This window comes from Polaromonas sp. LjRoot131 (assembly GCF_964252805.1).
GTDB lineage: Bacteria > Pseudomonadota > Gammaproteobacteria > Burkholderiales > Burkholderiaceae_C > Polaromonas.
The window spans coordinates 86,973-108,815 of record NZ_CAXUPF020000001.1 but is presented as its reverse complement, the minus strand read 5'-3'; the positions used below and the strand labels follow the sequence as shown (position 1 = coordinate 108,815).

Annotated in this window: 22 protein-coding genes; 14 read left to right on the top strand and 8 right to left on the bottom strand. The window is 64.4% G+C overall.

All coding sequences use genetic code 11. From position 1 onward, the window contains the following. The first annotated feature begins 58 nt into the window (after positions 1 to 58). From ACSQ27_RS00485 to ACSQ27_RS00470, 4 genes are all read left to right on the top strand, one after another. A complete protein-coding gene (locus tag ACSQ27_RS00485; RefSeq protein WP_436155373.1) occupies positions 59 to 2,410 on the top strand; it encodes a transglycosylase domain-containing protein in 2,352 nt (783 codons plus the stop codon). A 68-nt stretch (positions 2,411 to 2,478) separates the two neighbouring features. Next, positions 2,479 to 3,822: a TPM domain-containing protein gene (locus ACSQ27_RS00480; protein WP_436153522.1), complete on the top strand. Its 1,344-nt coding sequence runs from the start codon at positions 2,479 to 2,481 to the stop codon at positions 3,820 to 3,822. A 391-nt stretch (positions 3,823 to 4,213) separates the two neighbouring features. After that, positions 4,214 to 5,362: an alpha-hydroxy acid oxidase gene (locus tag ACSQ27_RS00475; RefSeq protein WP_436153521.1), complete on the top strand. Its 1,149-nt coding sequence runs from the start codon at positions 4,214 to 4,216 to the stop codon at positions 5,360 to 5,362. Positions 5,363 to 5,364: 2 nt separating this feature from the next. Beyond that, a complete protein-coding gene (locus ACSQ27_RS00470; RefSeq protein ID WP_436153520.1) occupies positions 5,365 to 6,045 on the top strand; it encodes a hypothetical protein in 681 nt (226 codons plus the stop codon). 46 nt (positions 6,046 to 6,091) lie between these two features. Here the strand turns inward: ACSQ27_RS00470 and ACSQ27_RS00465 are convergent, their stop codons facing one another. Next, positions 6,092 to 7,096: an AraC family transcriptional regulator gene (locus ACSQ27_RS00465; RefSeq protein WP_436153519.1), complete on the bottom strand. Its 1,005-nt coding sequence runs from the start codon at positions 7,094 to 7,096 to the stop codon at positions 6,092 to 6,094. A gap of 150 nt (positions 7,097 to 7,246) precedes the next feature. Here ACSQ27_RS00465 and ACSQ27_RS00460 point away from each other — a divergent pair, with 150 nt between their 5' ends. Beyond that, entirely contained in the window at positions 7,247 to 8,089 is an 843-nt protein-coding gene (locus tag ACSQ27_RS00460; protein WP_436153518.1) for a class I SAM-dependent methyltransferase, read from the top strand. Positions 8,090 to 9,545: 1,456 nt separating this feature from the next. Here the strand turns inward: ACSQ27_RS00460 and ACSQ27_RS00455 are convergent. Continuing rightward, on the bottom strand, positions 9,546 to 9,809 hold the full coding sequence (locus ACSQ27_RS00455; protein WP_436153517.1) for a hypothetical protein: 264 nt from the start codon (positions 9,807 to 9,809) through the stop codon (positions 9,546 to 9,548). Between ACSQ27_RS00455 and ACSQ27_RS00450 the strand changes: the two genes are divergently transcribed. Then, on the top strand, positions 9,808 to 9,966 hold the full coding sequence (locus ACSQ27_RS00450) for a hypothetical protein (RefSeq protein WP_436153516.1): 159 nt from the start codon (positions 9,808 to 9,810) through the stop codon (positions 9,964 to 9,966). The genes ACSQ27_RS00455 and ACSQ27_RS00450 overlap by 2 nt on opposite strands. Positions 9,967 to 10,200: 234 nt before the next feature. Here ACSQ27_RS00450 and ACSQ27_RS00445 read toward each other — a convergent pair whose 3' ends face one another. From ACSQ27_RS00445 to ACSQ27_RS00435, 3 genes are all read right to left on the bottom strand, one after another. Continuing rightward, positions 10,201 to 10,542 (bottom strand): hypothetical protein, encoded by a 342-nt coding sequence (locus ACSQ27_RS00445; RefSeq protein ID WP_436153515.1) that lies wholly within the window; start codon positions 10,540 to 10,542, stop codon positions 10,201 to 10,203. 166 nt (positions 10,543 to 10,708) lie between these two features. Continuing rightward, positions 10,709 to 11,113, bottom strand: coding sequence for a DUF3224 domain-containing protein (locus ACSQ27_RS00440; RefSeq protein ID WP_436153514.1), 405 nt, complete (start codon positions 11,111 to 11,113; stop codon positions 10,709 to 10,711). Between the two features lie 83 nt (positions 11,114 to 11,196). Next, positions 11,197 to 12,099 carry a c-type cytochrome gene (locus tag ACSQ27_RS00435; RefSeq protein WP_436153513.1) on the bottom strand — a complete coding sequence of 301 codons (903 nt, stop codon included), beginning with the start codon at positions 12,097 to 12,099 and terminating at the stop codon, positions 11,197 to 11,199. A gap of 301 nt (positions 12,100 to 12,400) precedes the next feature. Between ACSQ27_RS00435 and ACSQ27_RS00430 the strand changes: the two genes are divergently transcribed. Next, on the top strand, positions 12,401 to 13,591 hold the full coding sequence (locus ACSQ27_RS00430; RefSeq protein ID WP_436155372.1) for a Y-family DNA polymerase: 1,191 nt from the start codon (positions 12,401 to 12,403) through the stop codon (positions 13,589 to 13,591). A gap of 76 nt (positions 13,592 to 13,667) precedes the next feature. Then, the gene (locus ACSQ27_RS00425; RefSeq protein WP_436153512.1) at positions 13,668 to 14,897 is read left to right on the top strand and encodes a DNA topoisomerase IB; all 1,230 of its coding nucleotides are present in this window, start codon (positions 13,668 to 13,670) and stop codon (positions 14,895 to 14,897) included. Between the two features lie 16 nt (positions 14,898 to 14,913). Here ACSQ27_RS00425 and ACSQ27_RS00420 read toward each other — a convergent pair whose 3' ends face one another. After that, positions 14,914 to 15,375, bottom strand: coding sequence for a DUF1569 domain-containing protein (locus ACSQ27_RS00420; protein ID WP_436153511.1), 462 nt, complete (start codon positions 15,373 to 15,375; stop codon positions 14,914 to 14,916). A gap of 826 nt (positions 15,376 to 16,201) precedes the next feature. On the opposite strand from ACSQ27_RS00420, the gene ACSQ27_RS00415 reads away from it, so the two are divergent. Genes ACSQ27_RS00415 through ACSQ27_RS00405 form a run of 3 tightly spaced genes read left to right on the top strand, consistent with a single transcriptional unit; the run spans position 16,202 to position 18,264 of the window. Then, positions 16,202 to 17,107, top strand: a complete 906-nt coding sequence (locus ACSQ27_RS00415) for a DUF3034 family protein (RefSeq protein WP_436153510.1) — start codon at positions 16,202 to 16,204, stop codon at positions 17,105 to 17,107. A gap of 27 nt (positions 17,108 to 17,134) precedes the next feature. Further along, complete coding sequence (locus ACSQ27_RS00410) at positions 17,135 to 17,599, top strand: group I truncated hemoglobin (protein WP_436153509.1); 465 nt, start codon at positions 17,135 to 17,137, stop codon at positions 17,597 to 17,599. Next, positions 17,596 to 18,264, top strand: coding sequence for a cupredoxin domain-containing protein (locus tag ACSQ27_RS00405; protein WP_436153508.1), 669 nt, complete (start codon positions 17,596 to 17,598; stop codon positions 18,262 to 18,264). Before ACSQ27_RS00410 ends, ACSQ27_RS00405 begins: the two co-directional genes overlap by 4 nt. A 9-nt stretch (positions 18,265 to 18,273) precedes the next feature. Here the strand turns inward: ACSQ27_RS00405 and ACSQ27_RS00400 are convergent, their stop codons facing one another. Both ACSQ27_RS00400 and ACSQ27_RS00395 read right to left on the bottom strand, forming a co-directional pair. Further along, the gene (locus ACSQ27_RS00400) at positions 18,274 to 18,864 is read right to left on the bottom strand and encodes a hypothetical protein (protein ID WP_436153507.1); all 591 of its coding nucleotides are present in this window, start codon (positions 18,862 to 18,864) and stop codon (positions 18,274 to 18,276) included. A 16-nt stretch (positions 18,865 to 18,880) separates the two neighbouring features. Continuing rightward, on the bottom strand, positions 18,881 to 19,462 hold the full coding sequence (locus ACSQ27_RS00395; protein WP_436153506.1) for a DUF3455 domain-containing protein: 582 nt from the start codon (positions 19,460 to 19,462) through the stop codon (positions 18,881 to 18,883). A gap of 225 nt (positions 19,463 to 19,687) precedes the next feature. On the opposite strand from ACSQ27_RS00395, the gene ACSQ27_RS00390 reads away from it, so the two are divergent. From ACSQ27_RS00390 to ACSQ27_RS00380, 3 genes are read left to right on the top strand one after another with little or no spacing between them, the layout of a single operon-like run. Continuing rightward, positions 19,688 to 20,299 (top strand): RNA polymerase sigma factor, encoded by a 612-nt coding sequence (locus ACSQ27_RS00390; RefSeq protein WP_436153505.1) that lies wholly within the window; start codon positions 19,688 to 19,690, stop codon positions 20,297 to 20,299. Then, on the top strand, positions 20,296 to 21,039 hold the full coding sequence (locus ACSQ27_RS00385) for an anti-sigma factor (RefSeq protein WP_436153504.1): 744 nt from the start codon (positions 20,296 to 20,298) through the stop codon (positions 21,037 to 21,039). Before ACSQ27_RS00390 ends, ACSQ27_RS00385 begins: the two co-directional genes overlap by 4 nt. Positions 21,040 to 21,076: 37 nt before the next feature. Next, on the top strand, positions 21,077 to 21,829 hold the full coding sequence (locus tag ACSQ27_RS00380; RefSeq protein ID WP_436153503.1) for an alpha/beta hydrolase: 753 nt from the start codon (positions 21,077 to 21,079) through the stop codon (positions 21,827 to 21,829). The last annotated feature ends 14 nt before the right edge of the window (positions 21,830 to 21,843 follow it).

Here is a 21,843-nt window from a genome sequence, read left to right as displayed (position 1 = left end):
AGATGACGCAGATTTAGGCAGATTGGGAAACCAAGATGAAAAGTCGCGCGTCATGAGTATGGAGATACAGGTGAAGACCAATTTCAAGGCAGGTTTGCTTGCCTTTTCTGTGATGATGACTTGCGCCAGTCCCGCGCAGGCCGTCGCCACCTTCGACGAAGTCAAACGCGACTTCAAGCCCTCCGACACCCTGGTGCTGGACCGCAACGGCGAAATCCTCCAGCGCCTGCGCACCGACAGCGCGGTGCGGCGCGGCCAGTGGGTGGCGCTGCCCGATGTGTCGCCGGCCCTGCGCACGGCGCTGGTGCTCAGCGAGGACAAGCGGTTTTACGAGCACAGCGGCGTGGACTGGCGCGCGGTCTCCAGCGCGGCGTGGGGCAATTTGTGGAACACCAAAACGCGCGGCGCCTCCACCATCAGCATGCAGCTGGCCGGGCTGATGGACGAAGACTGGCGTGCCGGCGCGGGCGGCCGCAGCCTCACGCAGAAAGTCGGGCAGACGGTGTCGGCCCGGATCCTGGAGGCGCGCTGGCGCAAGGACCAGATTTTGGAAGCCTACCTGAACCTCGTGCCCTTTCGCGGCGAGATGGTGGGCATAGACGCGCTGAGCCGCACGCTGTTCGGCAAGGCCGCGCACGGGCTGGACGAGCGCGAGGCGGCCATCGCGGCCGCGCTGGTGCGCGCGCCCAATGCCAAGGCCGTGCAAGTGTCGCAGCGGGCTTGCGGCGTCTTGAAAGTCATGCAGGCGCCGGCCAAGGTCGATTGCGAAGGGCTGGATCTGTTTGCGGCGGCCGCGCTGCAGCGCAAGGCCTTTGATGCGAGTGAAGGGGTGGCGCCGCACCTGGCGCGCAGGCTGCTGGCGCTTCGCGCGGCCTCAGCCCTGCCCTCTCCCAAGGGAAAAGGAGGCAATAACCCTGAGCGCAGCGAATCCGCCTTGCTCCCTCTCCCCCTCGGAGAGGGCGGGGGTGAGGGCTCCGCGAATTCGAAGAGCCAGACTGTCCGCTCCACCCTGCGCGCCCCGCTGCAACGCTTTGCCGTGCAAACCCTCACGCAGCAGCTGCGCGAACTGCGCGGCCGCCACGTCGAGGACGGCGCCATCGTGGTGCTGGACAACGCCACGGGCGAGGTGCTGGCCTGGGTCGGCTCATCCGGCGAGCTGAGCGACGCGGCCGAGGTCGACGGCGTGACCGCCCTGCGCCAGCCGGGCTCCACGCTCAAGCCCTTTTTGTATGCGCAGGCGGTGGCCGAGCGGCGCATCACGGCGGCTTCGCTGCTGGAAGACTCGTCCTCCCAGATCCAGACAGCCGGCGGCCTCTACATCCCGCAAAACTACGACCGGCAGTTCAAGGGCCTGGTGTCGGCGCGCACCGCGCTGGGCGCCTCGCTCAATGTGCCGGCCGTGCGCACCCTGGTCATGGTCTCACCCGACGCCTTCCAGAAGCAGCTCAAGGCCGTGGGCCTGCCGATCAAGGAAGCGGGCGACTACTACGGCTACAGCCTGGCGCTGGGCAGCAGCGAGGTGTCGCTGCTGGCATTGACCAACGCCTACCGCACGCTGGCCAACGGCGGGCGCTACAGCGCGCCCTCGCTTGGGAAGAACCCCAAGCCGGTGTTCAGGCCGGCGCTCGACCCGCGCGCCGCCTTTATCGCGACCGACATCATCGCCGACCCGCTGGCGCGCGCGCGCACCTTCGGCACCGACAGCATCCTGGCCACGCGCTTCTGGACGGCCGTCAAGACCGGCACCAGCAAGGACATGCGCGACAACTGGGCCATGGGCTTCTCGCAGCGCTACACCGTGGGCGTATGGGTGGGCAACGCCAGCGGCGCGCCCATGTGGGACGTGAGCGGCACCAGTGGCGCGGCGCCCATCTGGGCGGCGCTGATGAATTACCTGCACAAGACCGAGCGCAGCCGTGCACCCACACCGCCCGCCGGCCTGGTGCAAAGCCGCACGCAGTTCGCCCCCCCAGGCGGCACGCCGCTGGAGGCGGCGCGCAGCGAATGGTTTATCCAGGGCACGGAGCAGGCGGTGTTTGCCGTGAATTCGGCTGCCGGCGATGCCCGTCCGGCCAGGGCCTCCAGGTCCGCGAAAAAGCCGGCGGCTGAGCCCGACATCACGGCGCGCATCACCGCCCCGGCCTCGGGCACCATCATCGCGCTGGACCCGGACATCCCGCCCAAACACCAGCGCATCAGCTTCAGCGCCGAAGGCCGGGGCACACGCTGGCTGATGGACGGCAAGGAGTTTGCGCGCGGCCCGCAGGCCCAGTGGCTGCCCTGGCCGGGCCGGCATGTGGTGCAGCTGGTCGATGCCGGCGGCAAGGTCGCCGACGAGATCAAGTTCGAAGTGCGCGGCGCCGGTGTGCGTGAAGCCAGCGTGCGTGGCGGCGCGACTGCGGCGCGTTGATTTTCCGCAGCCCCGACGTCCGGCAGCGCTGCGCCCCGCCCTTCGCCTTTCTTTATCCCAGACCCTTCATGCAACATCCTCAAGCTGCCGTGACATTCCCGGCGCCAACAACATGGCGCCTCTTCAAGACCCTGGCCGTGCTGTGGGTGGCGCTGTGCATGCTGCCCGCCGGTGCCCAGCAGATAGCCGTGCCGACCGATGCCGCGCAGGCGGCCGAGCCGGCCGATGCCGCGCAGGCGGCCGAGCCGGCCGATGCCGCGCAAGTGCCCGCGCCGTCCCAAGCCGCGCGGGTGCCCGTGCCGCCTTACAGTGCCCGCGTGCTCGACACCACCAGCACCCTGAACACCCAGCAGATCGCGGCCTTGAACGAGCAGATCCTGGCGATCGAAGCAGACACACGGGCCGCAGTGGTCGTGTTCATGCTGCCGACCACGGGCGAAGACTCCATCGAGGAATACGCCACGCGCGTGTTCGAGAAATGGAAACTCGGCGACACCCAGCGCGACGACGGCATCCTGATTCTGGTGGCGCTGGAGGACAGGCGCATGCGCATCGAGGTGGGCCAGGGCCTTGAGGGCACCGTGCCCGACGTGCTGGCGGGCCGCATCATCGACCAGGACATGAAGCCGCGCTTTAAGCGCAACGACTACGCGGGCGGACTGGAAGCGGCCGTCAGCCACATAGGCGCGCTGTTGCGAGGCGATATTGAGCCCCCAGACGCGAGCCCCGGTGGCATCACGCCCTTTGGCTGGGCTTTTATTGCCGCACTGCTGTGGGGTTTCGCCGTGGGGGTAGTCCGCGCGTTCTACCGCTGGAAGTGGCAGCTGACGGTCGGCGTACTCGCCGCAATGCCCCTGGTGGCGGCCGTCGTCCTGACAAGTCCCGGCATAGCGGCCATCCTGCTCACTTTCCCGGTGCCGCTGGCCTTCGCGCTGGGTTTCGGCTGCGGCCGCTCCCGCACAGTGCGCCGGATTGCCGGCGGTTTTGCACTGGTGGTGTGCCTCATGGTCGGCACTGCCTTTGTGGTGGGCGCCAAGAGCTTCGGCGTGGGCATGCTCTACGCGGGAGGGGGCGCTATCGGCGGCCTGTTGTTGGGCCTGGTCGGCGCGGGTGCTTACATGGCCTGGAAGCGGAGCCTGCTGGAGTTCGGCGTGCGCTGCGCCCTTGTGGCCGGTATCGTGGGCTATGTCGCCTTCGAGAATTCGCCGGATCTGCTCTTTCTGGACTGGGAATCCTGGCTGCCCATCGGGGTCACGGCGGGCCTGGCCCTGCTGTTCGGTTTCTTCCCCGGCAGCGTCAGCACCAGCAGCGGGGGCGGCAGTTCATCGAGCAGCAGTTCCAGCTCAAGTTCCAGCAGCCGAAGTTCCTCGGGCGGCTCCAGTAGCGGCGGCGGCGCCTCCGGCAGCTGGTAGCAGGACTGCCTGAGCCGGGGCCCCGGCGCCCCCGTATTGAAATAATTTGCGGCCCGCCGAAATTTATTCAATCGCCGGCCGGCGCCAGGCTTTAGCATCAGAACCTGTTCACGGTCTAAACGGAGCCGCGCAAGCACCTTCTCGGGATGGGATGCAAGGCGCGGCGCGCTGCCCATAGCACCGCTATGGGTTAGCGCCGCAACGCCGCAGACCGCCCGAGAAGGTACTTGCCCTCCGGGTTGGGGTGAAATCGGGCGATTGAGCCACCCGAGCCCTTGCATGGGCATGAGCCCATGCGGCGTTCCCGGTCGGCCCACTCATCCCGATTGCACCCCAACGCGGCCCCGTTTAGACCGTGAACAGGTTCTAGCCAACTGAGGAGACTATCGCCGTGCCCGTGATCACCAATATTGAAGACCTTCGCGTCCTGGCCAAGAAGCGGGTACCCCGCATGTTTTACGACTACGCCGATTCCGGCTCGTGGACCGAAAGCACCTACCGGGCCAACGAAAGCGACTTCCAGAAGATCAAGCTGCGCCAGCGCGTCGCCGTCAACATGGAAAACCGCAGTACGGCGACCACCATGATCGGCCAGCCCGTCGCCATGCCGGTCGCCATCGCGCCCACAGGCCTCACGGGCATGCAGCACGCCGACGGTGAAATCCTGGGCGCCCGCGCCGCCAAAAAATTCGGCATCCCCTTCACGCTGTCAACCATGAGCATCTGCTCCATCGAAGACGTCGCGGCCGGCACCGACCGCCATCCCTTCTGGTTTCAGTTGTACGTGATGAAGGATCGCGCCTTTATCGAAAGCCTGATAGACCGCGCCAAGGCGGCCAACTGCTCGGCGCTGGTGCTCACGCTGGATCTGCAGATCCTGGGCCAGCGCCACAAGGATTTGAAGAACGGCCTGAGCGCCCCGCCCAAGCCCACGCTCTCCACCATCCTCAACCTCATGACCAAGCCGCGCTGGGGCCTGGGCATGCTGGGCACCAAACGCCACGGCTTCGGCAACATCGTCGGCCACGTCAAGGGCGTGGAGAACATGGGCTCGCTCTCGGAATGGACGGCCAAGCAGTTCGACCCCGCCCTCAACTGGGGCGACGTCGAATGGATCAAGAAGCGCTGGGGCGGCAAGCTGATCCTCAAAGGCATCCAGGACGTCGAGGACGCGAAGCTCGCCGTCAACTCAGGCGCCGATGCGCTGATCGTCTCCAACCACGGCGGCCGCCAGCTCGACGGCGCCATGTCCTCCATCTCCTGCCTGCCCGAAATCGTCGCCGCCGTCGGCAACCAGATCGAAGTGCACATGGACGGCGGCATACGCTCGGGCCAGGACGCACTCAAGGCCGTTGCCCTGGGCGCCAAAGGCACCTACATAGGCCGCGCCTTCCTCTACGGCCTGGGCGCCATGGGTGAAGAAGGCGTGACCAAGGCGCTGCAGATCATCCACAAAGAGCTGGACCTGACCATGGCGTTTTGCGGGCGGACGGATATCAAGGCGGTGGACACCAGCATCTTTGTGCCGGGCACTTACTGAGCATGGCCTTCCTGGGACAAGCCGCCGTCGCGATGTGGTGGAACATGGCGGCCGAACACCGGGAGGAATTCGAACACTGGCATTCCCACGAACACTTTCCCGAACGCATGGGCATCCCCGGTTTCCTGCGCGGTTCGCGCTGGTCCAGTGCCGATGGCGGGGAAGGTTTTTTCGTGCTGTATGAGCTGGAGAACTATGAAACCCTCACGTCGAGCGGCTACCTGGAGCGCCTAAACAATCCGACGCCCTGGTCCACAAAGATGATGCCGCACCATCAGGGCATGGTCCGAAGCCAGTGCCGGCTGCTGCACAGCACCGGAGGCGGCATAGGCCGCCATGCGCTGACCTTGCGGCTGTCGCCTGCCGAAGGCCGGGATGCGGAATTGCTGGCCCACCTCTCGGCACTTGCGACCTCATTCGTCAGCCAGCCCGGCGGCGTGGCATTTCATGTGCTGCGCACCGAGACGCCGCAGGCCGCCAGCACCCGGGAGCAGCAGATCCGCGGCGGCAAGGACAAAGCCGCCGACTGGATAGTGGCTGCCGCCGCCTATGACGCATCGGCGCTGGACGCCTTGCAGCGCGGGGCGCTTGGCGAAGACATCGAACGCCACGGCGCCCTGCCCGGCGCGCTGGCGGGCCGCTACCAGCTGGCTTATGCGGCCAGTGCCCATGACCTGAAGTGAGCCTTGGAACGCCGCAGCCGGGCTGATCGATCGCCCGGCCGGCCGCTCACCCCGATTGCAACTGCCCCCGCCGCCAAGCCCCCGGCGGCTGCCCCGTCGCGCGTTTGAACGCGCGTGAGAACGCCGCCTCCGAGTCATAGCCGACTTCCGGCGCGATCGCCGCGGCGCTCAGGCGGCCTTCGCGCAGCAGGCGGGCACCGCACTGCATGCGCCAGCTGGTCAGGTACTGCATGGGTGCCATGCCTGTCAGCGTGACAAAACGTTCATGCAGGGCCGAGCGAGACAGCCCCACACGGCTGCCCAGTTCCTCCAGCGTCCAGGGCTCGGCCGGGTCGCCGTGCATCAGCGTGATGGCGCGGCCGACCTGACGGTCGCGCAGCGCGCCCAGCCAGCCCCGGGCCTGTTCCGGCAGCGAGTCCAGGTAGCGCCGCGCGCCGTCGACAAACACCATCTCGCTGACGCGCTGCAGCAGCGCCGCGCCGCCCGGGCGCCGGTCGACGGATTCGGACGCCGCCTGCTCCAGCATGGGCGCCACCCAGGCGCCTACGCCTTCGGCCGGCAGGTGCAGCAGCCTTGGCAAGGCGTTGATCAGCGGGTTGAAAGGCTTGAGATCGCAGGCGATGAAACCGCACAGGATGACGGTGCTGGCGTCCTCGGGCGGCAGGCCCAGCCCGGCCTCGAACATGCCGCCGCGGTAGGTGATGGGGATGGGCTTGGGGTCGTCGCGCATCCTGAACAGCCAGTCATCCTGCTCGGCCGGCGCCAGGCCGGGCGCGCTGGACACGACGTGCGCGTCGCCATGCGGCAGCATCACGATGTCGCCTTCGCGCATGCGCAGCGGCGGCTCGCCGTCGACCGCCACCCAGCCCTCGCCCTTGAGGAACAGGTGGTACTCGATGACATGCTCGGCGCCCGGCATCAGCACCGGCGCCATCTCGCTCGAATGCGGCGCCTGCGCCGACCACTGGTCGCGGCAGCTGACGTGAAAAAACACCGAGCCGCGCAGCCGCACGCTGCGCAGCACGTCGGAAAGCGGGTCAAGCTGGCTCATGGCGCAGGTGCCGCCGGGATGGCGGATTGAATGGTGGACTTTCGGTCAAGCCGGGGCGACGCCGGGTCAAGCGCTGGAAGGCACCGGCCTCGACCATAGGCATACCGGCAAGCGCTATGCCGGCATCCAACCCATCCAAAGGTAACCAACATGACATCCATCACCGCCACCCCCGAAAAACCGGCCGCCGCACCGGACTATGCCGCGATCAAGCAACGCCAGCAAGCCACCTGGGCCAGCGGCGACTACACCATCGTAGGCACCACGCTGCAAATCGTCGGAGAGACGCTCGCCGAAGCGGTCGACGTGCGCGCCGGCGAACGTGTGCTGGACGTCGCGGCAGGCAATGGTAACGCCACGCTGGCCGCGGCGCGCCGCTTTGCCGACGTGACCTCGACCGACTATGTGCAGGCCCTGCTGGACAAGGGCCGGGGCCGCGCCAAAGCCGAAGGCCTGGACGTGCACTTCGAGGTCGCCGACGCGGAAGCCCTGCCCTACGAGGCCGGCAGCTTCGATGTCGCGCTGTCGACCTTCGGCGTGATGTTCGCGCCCGACCACGCCAGCGCCGCGCGCGAGACGCTGCGCGTGGTTCGCCCGGGCGGCCGCATCGGCATGGCCAACTGGACGCCCGACGGCTTCATCGGCCGCCTGTTCAAGATCATCGGCACGCATGTGGCGCCACCCGCGGGTGTGCGCTCGCCGGCGCTGTGGGGCACCGAGGCGCACCTGGTCTCGCTGTTCGGCCCGCGCGCCAGCAACATCCAGGTTGAACGAAAAATGTTCTCCTTCCGCTACCGCTCGGCCGCGCATTTTGTGCAGGTGTTCCGCGACTTCTACGGCCCGACCCACAAGGCCTTCGGCGCACTGGAAGCCGGCAAGCAGGCAGCACTCGAGCGCGACATCCTGGCGCTGCTCAATGAACTCGACGTCGGCAAGGGCCGCGGCCTGGTCGTGCCCAGCGAGTACGCCGAGACCGTGATCACTGTGGGCTGATAAGGCTTGCGGAAACGACGATGTCGGCCGAAGCCAACAAACGGTTGGTGCGGGAAATTGTGCCGAGCTTGAAACCGGCATGGGTGCGCTGTTTACAGCCACCCCTTGCCGACAATTCGGCCGCCGACTACAGCCGACACTGTGACACAACAACTATGGAGCAAACCCGCTGATACGCCAAGAGAGTGCCAAGATTAAAGCCTGCACCAACCACCACTGGCCGAGCAAAAGGCCGATAGTGACACCCACTGCGGGCCAGCGCCGCATACCGGTTTGCATGAGAACCCTAGTCGCCAGAAGGCAGCTCAGTACTCCGAGCACCGAGAGACAGCCCCGATACCACTCAGTGGCCCAAAGAGTTTGGTGAGCCACTATTGTGGCGATGGAGCTAAGGACGAAGGGCGCCCAAACAATGAAGGTTCGTTTGAAGTTTTTCATTTTCTGTCTTTGAAGAGATCAACTGCAGAGCCCTTGAAATCGCGACCGCCCTTCTCTGTTCCAGATTTTGGCGGCTGAGCTAGGGTAGCGCATGCGGACTCCTCATTGAACAGTGCTTGTTGTAGTCGTGTTCAATTTCTCGCTCTTGTGACTTGTTGCACGCGGTTCAGGGCGTCATAGACGCGTGATGTTTCTCTGCAGGTTGTCCCAGGGATCGTTGATCCTGCTCGCCGGTCTTGTTGCCGGGGTTGCCGAGGGTGTGGGTCACCGAGTTGCCCTTGACGTCGATGACCTCCGTCAGACCCGGATGGTGGAATTGGTAGCCGCAGGGAACCCAAATTCCCATCGAAAGGCGTGCCGGTTAGATTCGAACGCGGCGCCCGCAACCGCCGAATTGTTACGTTTGTTCGCTAGTTTGAATATCTTGCTCTTGCGCGGGCAGACCCCGCGGATAGTGGTACCAAGCATCGTGAGGTGATAGCTCTCCACATCGGGGGCATTGGGTTTGGGTCCAGCAGTAACCGCAGCCAGGACACACACCATGCGTCCAGAACGTATTCCATGTCGTCCCGCAACTGGGTATGCACTCCCAGACATCTTCTGGTAGCGGGCGATACGCACATGCCGGGCAGTAAATCTCAGGGTCCTGCTTCATACCGTTCGCAATCTCATCTATCAGGCCCGTGGTACATCTGGGACTGCCACCCTATCGCGGCGCATCCACACATTGACAAACCACTGGCCCGCCATCCCAATTCTTTTTGAACGCATTGTCAAACTTGGGGTCACGCTTCATGGCACCTAATTTCGGCGCACATCTCTTTTCACACGCGCTACGTTCATCCTCGCGGTTTGAAGGAAAAAAGTAAGATGCAACAGGTATCGACAACGTCACCGCAACGACTAAGGCAGCAATCATTCTGTTGGTAATTTTCATTCGATTACAACCGTTTTAAATTGAATGCACTGGCAAACGATTAGTCTTCATAGACACGGGGCTGTTCAATCCGCCACTTTCTCAATCGAGCTTAGACTTGCAATCCCTGCATTCCGTGACACCGAAGCTTCTGAAAATATCGACCGAAGAACTCCCTTCAGGAGGTGCCAATGGACTCCCGCATTGATCGCACTTGACAGCCTTGAGACGCCAGCTCCAAAACAGGACATTGGCAAAGAAGACGATAGCAAAGGCTTCGTTGATCCATAAGGATAGATAGATCAGCAGGAAGCTGGAGAGCAAGAAGCCACCCAGGCTAAATCGGTATTTGAAAAGAGAAGACATGGCTGATTCACTTCTGCAGCTTACGAGTGTTGAGTTGCATCGAGGCCTCACCCGAATTAAAGCCATTACCGCGCTAAGTGGGTCAGATTTCGACGGAATTCAACACCAGGATAAAGAGACTTATGCGGAGTGGGTGTTTGTGGCTTCGGTGAATTGAGTTCGATGACGGGTATCTCTTGGATTTCTGCCAAGATAGCTGTGGTAATCATCCACTCATAGAACCGTTGGGCCTCGAGTGTCGCAAATTTAACGCGGCCCAGCCAGTTCATCACTCTCACGTATAACTCAATTGCTTTGGTTTCGTAGCCGTCGCATTGCATAGCACCAATCGCCGATGGTGGCTCCTGTCTAGACACACCCGGAGCCTCCAACATAGACTTCGACGAAGTCCTTAACTTCTATTCACCCAGAAGAGCCTCATGAGAGCTCCAAAAGAGATGAAATAGATCAATCCGCTCAAAGCAGCTATGAAAAAGAAAGGAATACGTCCTGGAAATTGTGTGATCCAGATAAAAAATAATGGAATCACAATCAAATACGGAAGCCATCCAGCCGCGCGAATTTTTTGAAGCAAAGTTAAATTTCGGCGAACCAGATGGAGAATGCATAACGGGAAGATCGTCAGGATGGTCAACATCGCTAAGGCGGGCTCTTTCAATAAAATTGCCCACCCCACCAAGCCGACATACAACACCGCCAATACGGACAGTTCACCGATTCTCATCATTTGCATGTGCACTCTGGTTTAAGTAACGAGGCCAATGGATTGCGAACGCTCAACAGGGTTGATGTATGCGTCGAAGTCTTTCCAACAGTTAGGGCAAAACCAAATCCACCTCCCGCGCGCCCCGCGCCGCCAGTTGCTCCATAACTACCTTGAGCCAGGGTTACTTGCCATCTCAAGCCTGCAGCGCAATCTCATACTCCATCGCATACGAATGCTTGCCATCGGCGATCTGGATACTCAGCGTACCGCTGAGGCCCGTGAGTTCATCGGTCCCTGAATCCGGCACCACGCTGACGATCAGCTGCGGCGCGCCGCGGTTCATGGTGCCGCTGTGCTGCAGCACAAAGCTGCCGCTTTTGCCGTGCAGCGTGCCGGTCACGCGTTCCATCGCGACATAGCCGGCCGAACCTTTAACGGCCGTTCCCGCGCTCAGCATCTCGCCCTGGCTGGTGGCCTGGAGGTCACCGCTGAAGGTCTTGTTGATGGACAGCCGGCCCATCAGAGGACCGGCGTCGGCGTTCGCGAGCGCTTGCGGCACAAGATTGACTTCAAAACATCCGGTCGCATGGGAGGGCATGGCGTTGGCTTTCGATAAGAAGGATGGGCAAGCCGGCCATGATGCCAGAGCACCGACAGCCTCAGGCGATTGTTTACGCTCGCTTACCGCTGGCCGAAAGGCCTGGCCGGCACCGTCTGCAAATATGCATACAGCGCCTGCGCGTCGACGTCGTTGAGCGCGCGCAGCGACTCGAAGGGCATCACGGTGATGGACGTTCCGTCGGGGCGCTTGCCGCTGCGCAGCATGGCGACAAAGGCGCCTGCATCCTTGTAGCGCGGCATGGCGCTGCCTTCGCCGGGTGTCAGGTTGGCGGCGGGAGCCCAGTCGGGCGGGCCGCCGGGAATCTTGCCGCCGGCCAAGGTCGTGCCGTGGCAGCCTATGCACATATTGGCGACGTAGGCGCCATGGGCGACGGTCACACCTTCGGCAATGGGTTTGGCGGGCGGCAGGGTGTGGTCGATTTTTTGTGCGGCGTCCTGGATGGCGTCAAAGGCGTAAAGCACCCTGACCGGCAGGGGCAGGTCCAGCACGGCGGCGGCGCCCATCCTGGGTGGCAGGCTTTTCACATACGCCACCAGCGCACCCAGGTCCTCGTCGGTCAGGCGGTTGTAGTCTTCGCTGGGCATGACAAACACCGGGCGGGCGTCGGGCTTGACGCCGTGGCGCAGGGTGCGCACCCAGTCTTCGGGCGTGTAGCGCGCCACCACATTGCCCTCGCCCAGGGTAATGTTGGGGCCGGCCAGGCGCATGCCCTTGCCGTCGTTCATGAATTCGCGGCCCGCGCCGTTGGCGCCGTGGCAGTCGGCGCAGCCGCGCGAGTTGTACAGGTAAGCGCCGCGCTCCAGCGCCTGGGCCGTGGCCGGGATGGCCACCGGCTGCACACTCACCTTGATTTGCCGCTGGCTTTTGCGCTCGGCCATCTGGCTGCCGACCACGGCCGTGCCGGCCAGTAGCAGCACTAGGGCGCCCGCCACGCCGGCGGTCCATTTGATCCATCGCTTCATCGCGTCTTTTCCTCGTCTTGTGGTGGGGTGCAGGCTGGGTCGCTTCATTGGCACGCTTGCGCTGTTTGGGCAAAGGCGGGATTTTAGAAGTCCCCTAAGAAAATAGCAGCGGAAATATTTGCCTGCAGCCGCGCTTCCTGTTGCAGCCAGGAGCACACCAGCCTTGCGGTTGCACGAGCCAAATAGGGCCAAATCGTGTCGGAACGGCCGCGCCCAGGCTGCCGCGAATTGCTATGCTTGCCGGGTGAGCGCCCCGTCCCCTTCTCCCGCACCCAAGATCCGCCGCATTGCCCACCTCGACATGGACGCTTTTTTCGCGTCCGTCGAGTTGTTGCGCTACCCGCAGCTCAAGGGCCTGCCGGTGGTCATAGGCGGCGGCTGGCGCAAAGTGGACGAGGAACTGCGGGCCGCGCAGGGCGAGCGCGCGCTGCGTTTCATCCCGGTTGAAAGCTTTCCACTGCTCAAAGATTACGTCGGCCGCGGCGTCATCACCACGGCCACCTATGCGGCGCGGCAGTTCGGCGTGGGGTCTGCCATGGGCATGATGAAAGCCGCCAAGCTGTGCCCGCAGGCCATCGTGCTGCCGGTGGATTTTTCGGAAATCCGCAAGTACTCGCAGCTCTTCAAAAGCACCATCACCGACATCGCACCGCTGATGCAGGACCGCGGCGTGGACGAGGTCTACATCGACTTCACCGAGGTGCCGGGCGGCCAGCGCGAAGGCGGGCGCGTGCTGGCGCGGCTGATCCAGAAAGCGATTTTTGAAAAGACCGGCCTGACCTGTTCGGTCGGCGTGGCGCCCAACAAGCTGCTGGCCAAGATGGCCAGCGAGTTCAACAAGCCCAACGGGATTTCCATCGTTTATGAATCCGACCTGCAGGAAAAGATCTGGCCGCTGCACGTGCGCAAGATCAACGGCATAGGCCCCAAGGCCGGCGAGAAACTCGCCAAGCTGCACATCCACACCATAGGCGAGCTGGCCGCGCAGGACCCGGGCTGGCTGGTGGACAACTTCGGCAAGGCCACCGGCGCCTGGATGCACGAGGCCGCCTGGGGCCGCGACGACAGGCCGGTGGTGACCGAGAGCGAGCCGGTCAGCATGAGCCGCGAGACCACCTTCGACCGCGACCTGCACGCGGTGCGCAACAAAGCCGAGTTGGGCGCCATCTTCACCGACCTGTGCGTACGGCTGGGCGAGGACCTGCAGCGCAAGGGCTATGTCGCCAAGACCATAGGCATCAAGCTGCGCTACGACGACTTCAAGATCGCCACACGCGACCAGACCTCTGACAGCTACACCGACGACGGCGCCACCATTCGCCGCCTGGCCGGCCAGTGCCTCAAACGCGTGCCGCTGGAGAAAAAGCTGCGCCTGCTGGGTGTGCGCGCAGCCACCCTGGCGCGCGCGGGCGAGGTGCCGCTGCCCGATGAGAAAAAGCCTGCGAGCCCCCCGGAGGGCATCGAGGCGAACACCACCGACCAGCTGTTCTGAACCGCTTCCGACCCGCCGCGCAAAGCGGCTGGGTCCTACAGCCTCGGCCTTGCGGCGCTTCGCACAATGCAGGCCTATGCCCACCGGCCCAACGCCCCCAACGCCCTCTTCTTCCGCCAGCGTTCCCTCGCGCAGCACCAGCCCAGCCGCCGCGAAAGCCGCTGCGGTGCCCGAACTCAAAGGCTCGGGCCTGGTGTATGTCAGCGACGACATGCCGGGCCTCACGAGGGTCAAACGCGGCAACAGTTTCCGCTACCGCGACGCCGCCGGCCGATGGATCAAAGACCCGGAAGAAATCCGCCGCATCCACAAGCTGGCGATCCCGCCGGCCTACACGCGGGTCTGGATCTGCCCCCGGCCCAACGGCCACCTGCAGGCCACCGGCTACGACGCACGCGGCCGCAAGCAATACCGCTACCACGCCGACTGGCAGGCCTTGCGCGGCGACAGCAAGTTCGAACGGCTGCTGGCCTTCGGCAACGCCCTGCCGCGCATACGCGCCCGGGTGGCGCGCGACCTGGCGCCGCGCCGCAATGCGCCCGTGAGCCGCAGCCTGGTGCTGGCGACGCTGGTGCGCCTGCTGGACACCACCTTTGTGCGCGTGGGCAACGACGAATACACGCGCGACAACGGCTCTTACGGCCTGACCACGCTGCGCAACCCGCATGCCGGCGTGCGCGGCAAAACCCTGCAGCTGCGCTTTCGCGGCAAGAGCGGTGTGATGCAGGACCTCAAGGTGGACGACCCCAAGGTGGCGGCCGTGGTGCGACGCTGCCAGCAATTGCCGGGGCAGTTGCTGTTCCAGTACGAGGATGAGGCCGGCGAACTGCGCGCGGTGGGCTCGGGCGATGTCAACGACTACCTGGCGGAAATCGCGCAAGGCCGGGGGAAAGCCGACGGTGAGCGTTTTACGGCCAAGGACTTCCGCACCTGGCATGGTACGGTGCAGGCGCTGGAACTCACGCGCCTGGCCTGCGGCGCAAACGGCGAAAAAGGCGGGAAGGGCGACTCAGCGGCCAAAGGCGGCTTCAGCGCCAAAGCGGTTCTGCAGGAAGTGGCGAGGCTGCTGGGTAACACACCGGCCGTCTGCAAAAAATCCTATATCCACCCGGCCGTGCTGGAACTGGGCGGTCACCTGGCCCAGGACGAACCCGCCATGGCGGCGCTCTGGCCGCAGCTGGAGTCGGGCAAAAAATTGCGCCGCCTCTACGCCGCCGAACACCGGCTGCTGGCTTTGCTCGGGAGCCGGCAAAAGGCACAGGCCAAGAACAAGCGCGGCGCGCGAACCGTCAGTCTCGCCCCTTGATGAAGACGCGGCCGAACTAGCGGGCCACTACAACGATCTCGTCCTGGTGGTTGGCGATGTGAAAAGCATGGGCCCGCGAGAAGTCGGCCTTGTCGAGCGCGCCGTAAGCGAAGTGCGGCTTGAGCGGGCCCTGATGGCGCGTGAAACGCTCGATGGCGATGCTCAGCCGCACAGAGGCGGGCCGCCAGTCGCCTTCGAGGTGCAGGGCCGCCGCGCCGGGAATCGGCTCGCTGAGGCTGTGGCTCATCTGCCCGCGCCACTTGAAAAAAGCAAAGGCCGCCGCGCCGGCTGTGTTCTGGAAGAAGGCACTTTTGGGCTGCGGGAAACCGTCCAGGCTCATCTCCACGCTTTGCGCCATGTGCTCCAGCACCGACACCATGGGCCACTGGCCCGTGGTTTTGACGCTGGCCGCTTTGTCCAGCGTGTCCAGCCAGCGCATTGCGTCGTCCAGCGAAGTTACTTTGGGGAGGTCGGCCATTGCGAAATCTCCGGTCAAGGTCATCGTGGCGGCGGCTAGGAAGTGGCGGCGGTTCATTGCCGGAATGCTAGCAGTCGAGGGGGCGACTGCGTGTTCCCCAGGAGACAAATGGCTTTTGTTGAGGCCGGTCTTGCTCCGGCGGGGCGCTCGCTGCGGAGGGTGGCTGGCCGGGGGTAGCCCGGCGGCTACTCACTTTTCTTTTGCTTCGCCAAAAGAAAAGTAAGCAAAAGAAAAGGCGACCCTGGTGTCTGCGTCCCTCCGCTTCGCTACGGGCAACCTGCGGTGCTCGGTCCAGGCGGGGTCTCGCTCGAACTCGCTTCGCTCAGACAATCGCGATCCCTGATCCGCCTGGACCTGCGCTCCTCGGCGCATACACAAGGGGTGGGGAAGGGATGCCAAATCCAAATACCGAATACCTGAAGAAACAAGGACTCGCCTTGGCGAGTCCTTGTTTATCTTGGTTTGTTCTTTGGTATTTGTCTTCTGTCCTCGCTCCCGATTGCCCCGTCCTGGCTGGGCCGAGGAGCGCAGAGACAAGCGGATCAGGGCCGGCGTTGTCTGAGCCGAAGGCGAGTTTAGCCGGACCCCGCTTGGCTCGAGCACCGCAGGTTGCCCGTAGCGAAGCGTAGGGACCCAGACTGCGGGTCGCCTTTCTTTTGGGTACTTTTCTTTGGCGAAGCAAAGAAAAGTGCCTCGCCGCCGGGCGACCCCGGCCAGCAAAACTTAGCAAAAAGCACCCCATAAGAACAACAAAGAAAAAAGTTGAATCCACCCCACCTCTCCCCTCCGTACTCCATACACCAGCCCCAAAACCAAACCCCACCCCATGAAAACCATCCCCCTGCTAGCCACCCTCCTCCTCTGCACCGGCGCCCAAGCCGACACAGGCAAACTCCTCCTCACCGGCGGCGTCAGCACCATAGAAGGCACAGCCGGCGGCGGCCTGACCCCCTGGGCGGTCATCGGCAGCAATGCCACGGCGGACGAAACCGGCGGCTCGGCCTACCTGACGCATGTGGGCACCCGCGACTACGGCCTGAACATTTATGGCGCGGCGGTCGGCGTCCATGACCGCTATGAGCTGTCGATCGCGCGGCAGGACTTCAACACGCGGGATACCGGTGTGGCGCTGGGCCTGCCGGGACTGCACCTGAAGCAGACCATCGTGGGCGCCAAGCTTCGCGTGCTGGGCGATGCCGTGCTCGACAGCGACACGCTGGTGCCGCAGGTGGCGGTGGGCGTGCAGCACAAGACGCTGGGCTCTACCGGGCTGGACGCCACGCTGGCCACGCTGGGGGCAAAACGTTCGGGCGTCGACGTGTATGTGAGTGCCACCAAACTTTTCCTGGGTCAGGGCCTGCTGGTCAACGCCACGCTGCGCGCGACCAAGGCCAACCAGAACGGCCTGCTGGGTTACGGCGCGACGCTGGGCGGCAATGAAAACCGCTACAGCCTGCAGCCGGAGTTTTCGGTCGCCTACCTGGTCAGCAAGAACATCGCCATCGGCGCCGAATACCGCTTCATGCGCAACAAGCTCGAGGGTGCCGGCCGCGCGGCCGGCTTGGGCAACGGCCTGCGATCGGAAGACTGGAAGGACATCTTCATCGCCTGGGCGCCGACGAAAAACCTCTCGCTGACCTTGGCCTATGTGGACCTGGGTGTGATCGTGCCCGCCACCACGGCCAGCCGCAAGCAGTCCGGTTACTACCTCTCGGCCCAGGTCGCTTTCTGAACCCTGCCAATCATTCAAGGAGCCCTCATGAAAAAAACACTGATCTGCCTGGCACTTGCCGCGGGCAGCCTGCTGACCGCAGGCGCCGCATTCGCGCAAACCGCAGCCCCGCAAAACGACCAACTCTACAAAGCCTTTGGCGAAAAGCCCGGCCTGGTGGCGCTGATGGACGACTTCATGGTTCGCCTGCTGGCCGATCCGCGCACCGGGCCGCACTTCAAGCCCGCCAACCAGCAGCGCGTGAAGGAACAACTGGTCGATCAGCTCTGCGCCCTGAGCGGTGGCCCCTGTGTCTATAAGGGCGCGGACATGAAAAGCGCGCATGCCAACCTGGACATCAAAAAGTCCGACTTCCACGCGCTGGTCGAAGTGCTGCAGCAAAGCATGGACGCCAGAGGCATTCCGTTTCGCAAGCAGAACGAAATGCTGGCGCTGCTGGCGCCCATGAACCGCGACATCATCACGCCGCCGGAAAGCGGGGCCAAGCCATGAAGGCCGCCGCGCAGGGCGTGGCCCTTTCCGCACTGCTGGCGTTCAGCGCAGCGGCGCAGGCCGGCAAGCTGGTGGTCTCGGTGCTCGACAAGGACGGCAAGCCGGTGCAGGACGCGGTGGTGGTGGTGACGCCGGCCGGCAAAAGCGCCTTACCCAAAACCCCGCTGCCCGCGCAGGCCACCATCCACCAGGAAAAAATGCAGTTCGTGCCGGCCGTGACGGTGGTACCTGTCGGAGCCAAAGTTCAGTTCGTCAACAACGACCCCTGGGACCACCATGTGCGCAGCTCGCCCGCGGGCACGGGGCAATTCAGCGCGGCGAACGCGGGCTTTGAACTGCGGCTCGAAGGCAAATCGGAGGGCAAGCCCGCAAAAACCAGCGAAGTGACACTGGACAAGGCCGGGGTGCTGGGCGCAACCCTGCTGGGCTGCTTTATCCACGGCTCCATGCGCGGCTACCTCTATGCCAGTGAATCGCCCTGGGCCGCAAAAACCAGTTCCGAAGGCATCGCGACCTTTGAAGACTTGCCCGAGGGCACAGCCCAGGTGAAGGTCTGGCAGGCCGACCAGCTGATAGACATCGCGCCGCAACAGGTCACGGTGGGCACGGTACTGGCGAAAAATGTCATGCAGCTCACGGTGGTGCCGCGGCGGCGCAGGCCCTGACGCGGATCGCTATCGGCTGTCATCCTTCTGCGAATCCGGCTCCAGCGGCGCCAGGTCGGATGAATAAACCCGGTCGCCGATCTGCAGCGCCCGTCCCTTCTCCCAGGCGGCCTCAAAGGCCGCGAGTTCTTCCAACGTGGCGCGCTCATGGCGCCGCACAGGCGGCCGCGAATCGCCAGCGTCCTGGCCCGCGGGCAGGGGAACTGGCCGGCTGGCCGAGAAGCCCTGGATCTGCTCATTGACCTGCCAGTACACGCCGCTGACCAGCAGGTCATAACGCGTGGCGGCATTTTTGGCGATGGCCGCCCCCACCTCGGCCAGCCGGGCAGGCGCGCCTTCCCGGTTGTCCAGGAAGTCGGTGGAAAGGTCCACCAGCACGAAATACTGGTGGCCTCGCTTGTCGTTGCGCACCACGCGGAACTTGTAGCTGGCCGACAGGATGCCGTGGGCCTGCATGGTGACCTTGATGGCTTCGAACAGCATCTCGCGCCGGAACGCCATGCGCTCGTCCAGGTTCATCTTGACCGGCCCGGTCTCAGGCCCCGTGGCGTCGTGCTTGGGGCTCTTGCTGGTGCTGAAAAGGTTTTTGAGCACGGACATCTCGGGCCTCGCTTCTTCAGGTGTTTTTGGCGGTGAAAAACACGTAGTCGGCGGTATAGCCTTCCTTGACGCGTTTGCCGGCGTCGGCCTGCACCGCGCACCCCTTGGCCGGTGCATTGCCGCCCTCGGTGTTCAAGCGCTGCACGCTGGTGACGGCGGCCATCTTGCCGGGAGTGCCGGCGGATTTGGCCGTCAGCAGCAGCAAGGGGATGTCGCCGGGACGCTCGCCGTCGGCGCGCGCTTTGACCGTGCCCAGGGTCTTGCTGCCGTCCAGTGCGGTCCAGTTGGGGTCGGCGCCATGTGTGCCGACTTTTTCGTCTTTCTGGTTGAAGAGGTCCGCCTCGGGCGCGACAAACACCCAGGCCCAGCCGCCCTTGTCGGACGCGCGGCATTCGTAAATCTGCGAGCCCACCGCGTGCCAGGTGAAGGCCGCGCGTTCGCTGTCGGCGGGCTTGAGCGCGGCGGGCACCGGCTTGCCGCCATCCATTGGCGCGGCCGGGCCGCCGGCGCAGGCGCTCAGCAGCAGGCCGGCACACAAGGCGGCGGCCGCAAGGCCGGTGCGTAAGCCGGGTCGGGTGGCGGTTGCAATCGTTGTCATGGCGATCTCCTGGGAGGAGGCCTGCAAATATTGACAGGTCTCCGGGTTAAAAGAAAGTAAAAAAGCCCCAACAAATCCCACGACCGAAGGGGTCGCAAGCCGGCGCGGTGTCCGGCTCACCAGGGACAAACGACGGCAAGCACCAATTGGATGCAGTTTTTTTGAAAAAAATGGCATTCCCGGGTACGTTTTGCCGCCTGGGCCTAACTCCCTATACTCAGCCGCATGAAACTGGCCCCCGATACGGACACCCGCAGCCTGCAAGCCCTGATCGCCGGGGCGGCGCAAGGCGACCATGGCTGCTTTGCCCAGGTTTATGAACGCACCCATACGCATCTGTTTGGCGTCGCCGTTCGTATATTGGGACAAGGACAGGCGGCCGAAGATGTGCTGCAAGAGGCGTATGTGAGCATCTGGAAAAGCGCAGCCGGCTACCGCAGCGAGGTGGACGGCCAAACCATTCAACCCATGACGTGGCTGATCGCCATCGTCCGCAACAAGGCGCTGGACGCCTTTCGGGCACGTGCGCGCCGCAAGGAAAGCGAGCTGCCCGAATCCGGCGAGCTGGATGAGGAAGTCATTGAAAGCACCATGGCACCCGCCCCCAGCGCCATGCAGCTGCTGGAGCAGGCCACCGAAGCCCTGCACATAGAAGGCTGCATGAACGCGCTGGAAGGCAGCCACCGGCAAAGCCTGGCGCTGGCCTATTACCAGGGCCTGTCGCACAGCGAGGTGGCCGCGCAGATGGGCGCACCGCTGGGTTCGGTGAAAGCCTGGATACGCCGCGGCCTGGAGAAACTCAAGGGTTGCCTGGCCGCCCAAGGGGTGGTGGCATGAGATACACCCACCCCGAATTGCTCGAGCACCTGGCTTCCGCCTATGTGCTCGGCACACTGAACGGCGGCGCGCGGCGGCGCTTTGAGCGCCTGCAGCGCGACCGCGCCGACGTGCGTGTGCGCGTTGCGCAGTGGGAGGCGCGCCTGGGCCAGTTGGCGATGTCGGTGCCGGCGCACCAGCCTTCACCCCGGGTGTGGGCCGCGATCGCGGCGCGCACGCAGCCCGCAGGCACGCGGCACGCGCCGCAGGGCAAAGCCGGCTGGCTGGGCTGGCTCAAGCCGGCGGGCTTTGGTTTTGGCGGCCTGGCCGCTGGTGTGATCGCGGCCAGCGCGTTCTTTCTGGCCATGCCCACCTTGTTCATGTCCAGCGACCAGCTCGCGATGCGCTCGGGCGAACGGCTGCCGCAAAGCTATGTGGGCCTGCTGACCGACGCCCAGGGCAACGGCAAGCTGCTGGTCAGCTCGCTGCGCCACGGCAAGACCATGACGGTCAAGGTCATAGGCCCGATCACGCCGCCCGCCAGCGGAAAGCTGGTGCTGTGGGCGGTGCCGGCCAGCGGCCCGGCGTTTTCGCTGGGCACGGTGCCGACCAGCGGTTCGGCGGTGTCCATGCTGCCCGACACCTCGGAAAAACTGCTGTCCAAGATCGGCAAGCTGATCGTCACGCTGGAAACCGACGCCAACCCGGCCAAGCCCGGCGAGACCGTGGTCTTCAGCGGCAATTGCGCCAAGCTGTGGTGAGCCTTCGCGGCACACATCCCCCTCCATGGCGCGCGCAGTGACAATCTTTTTGGCGATCCTGCTGCTGGCCTACCTGGCGATGTGCGCGGCGATGTTTGCCTACCAGCGCTCCTTTATTTATTTTCTCCAGCCGAGCCCAGGGGGAGGCCCGGCCACGACGATGCATTTCCAGGTCAAGGATGCGGAACTGGCGATCACCGCCCGGCAGGCGGCCGGGCCCAAGGCCCTTGTTTACTTCGGCGGCAATGCCGAGGATGTATCGGCCAACCTGCCGTCTTTCGCGCAAGCCTTCCCGGGTCACGCCCTCTACCTGCTTCACTACCGGGGTTACGGCGGCAGCAGCGGGAGCCCCACCGAGGCGGCGCTGCAAAGCGATGCCCTGGCCTTGTTCGACCACGTGAACAAGACGCATGCGGACGTCACCGTGGTCGGCAGGAGCCTGGGTTCGGGCGTGGCTGTCTGGGTCGCCAGCCAGCGGCCGGTGTCGCGCCTGATCCTGGTGACGCCTTACAACAGCCTCCAGGAACTGGCCGTGCAGCGCTTTCCTTACCTCCCGGTCTCCTGGCTGCTGGTCGACAAGTTTGAATCCTGGAAGTACGCACCCAAGGTCACGGCGCCCACCCTGCTGATTGCCGCCGAGCACGACGAGCTCATCCCGGCGGCCAGCACCGAGGCGCTGTACACGCACTTCAACAAGGGAACAGCCGCGCTGAAGGTGCTGCCGGGGACCTCACACAACACGATTTCGCAGCATCCGCAGTACCTCGCGCTGTTTCAATCGATGCTGTGACCCGCGGCATCCCC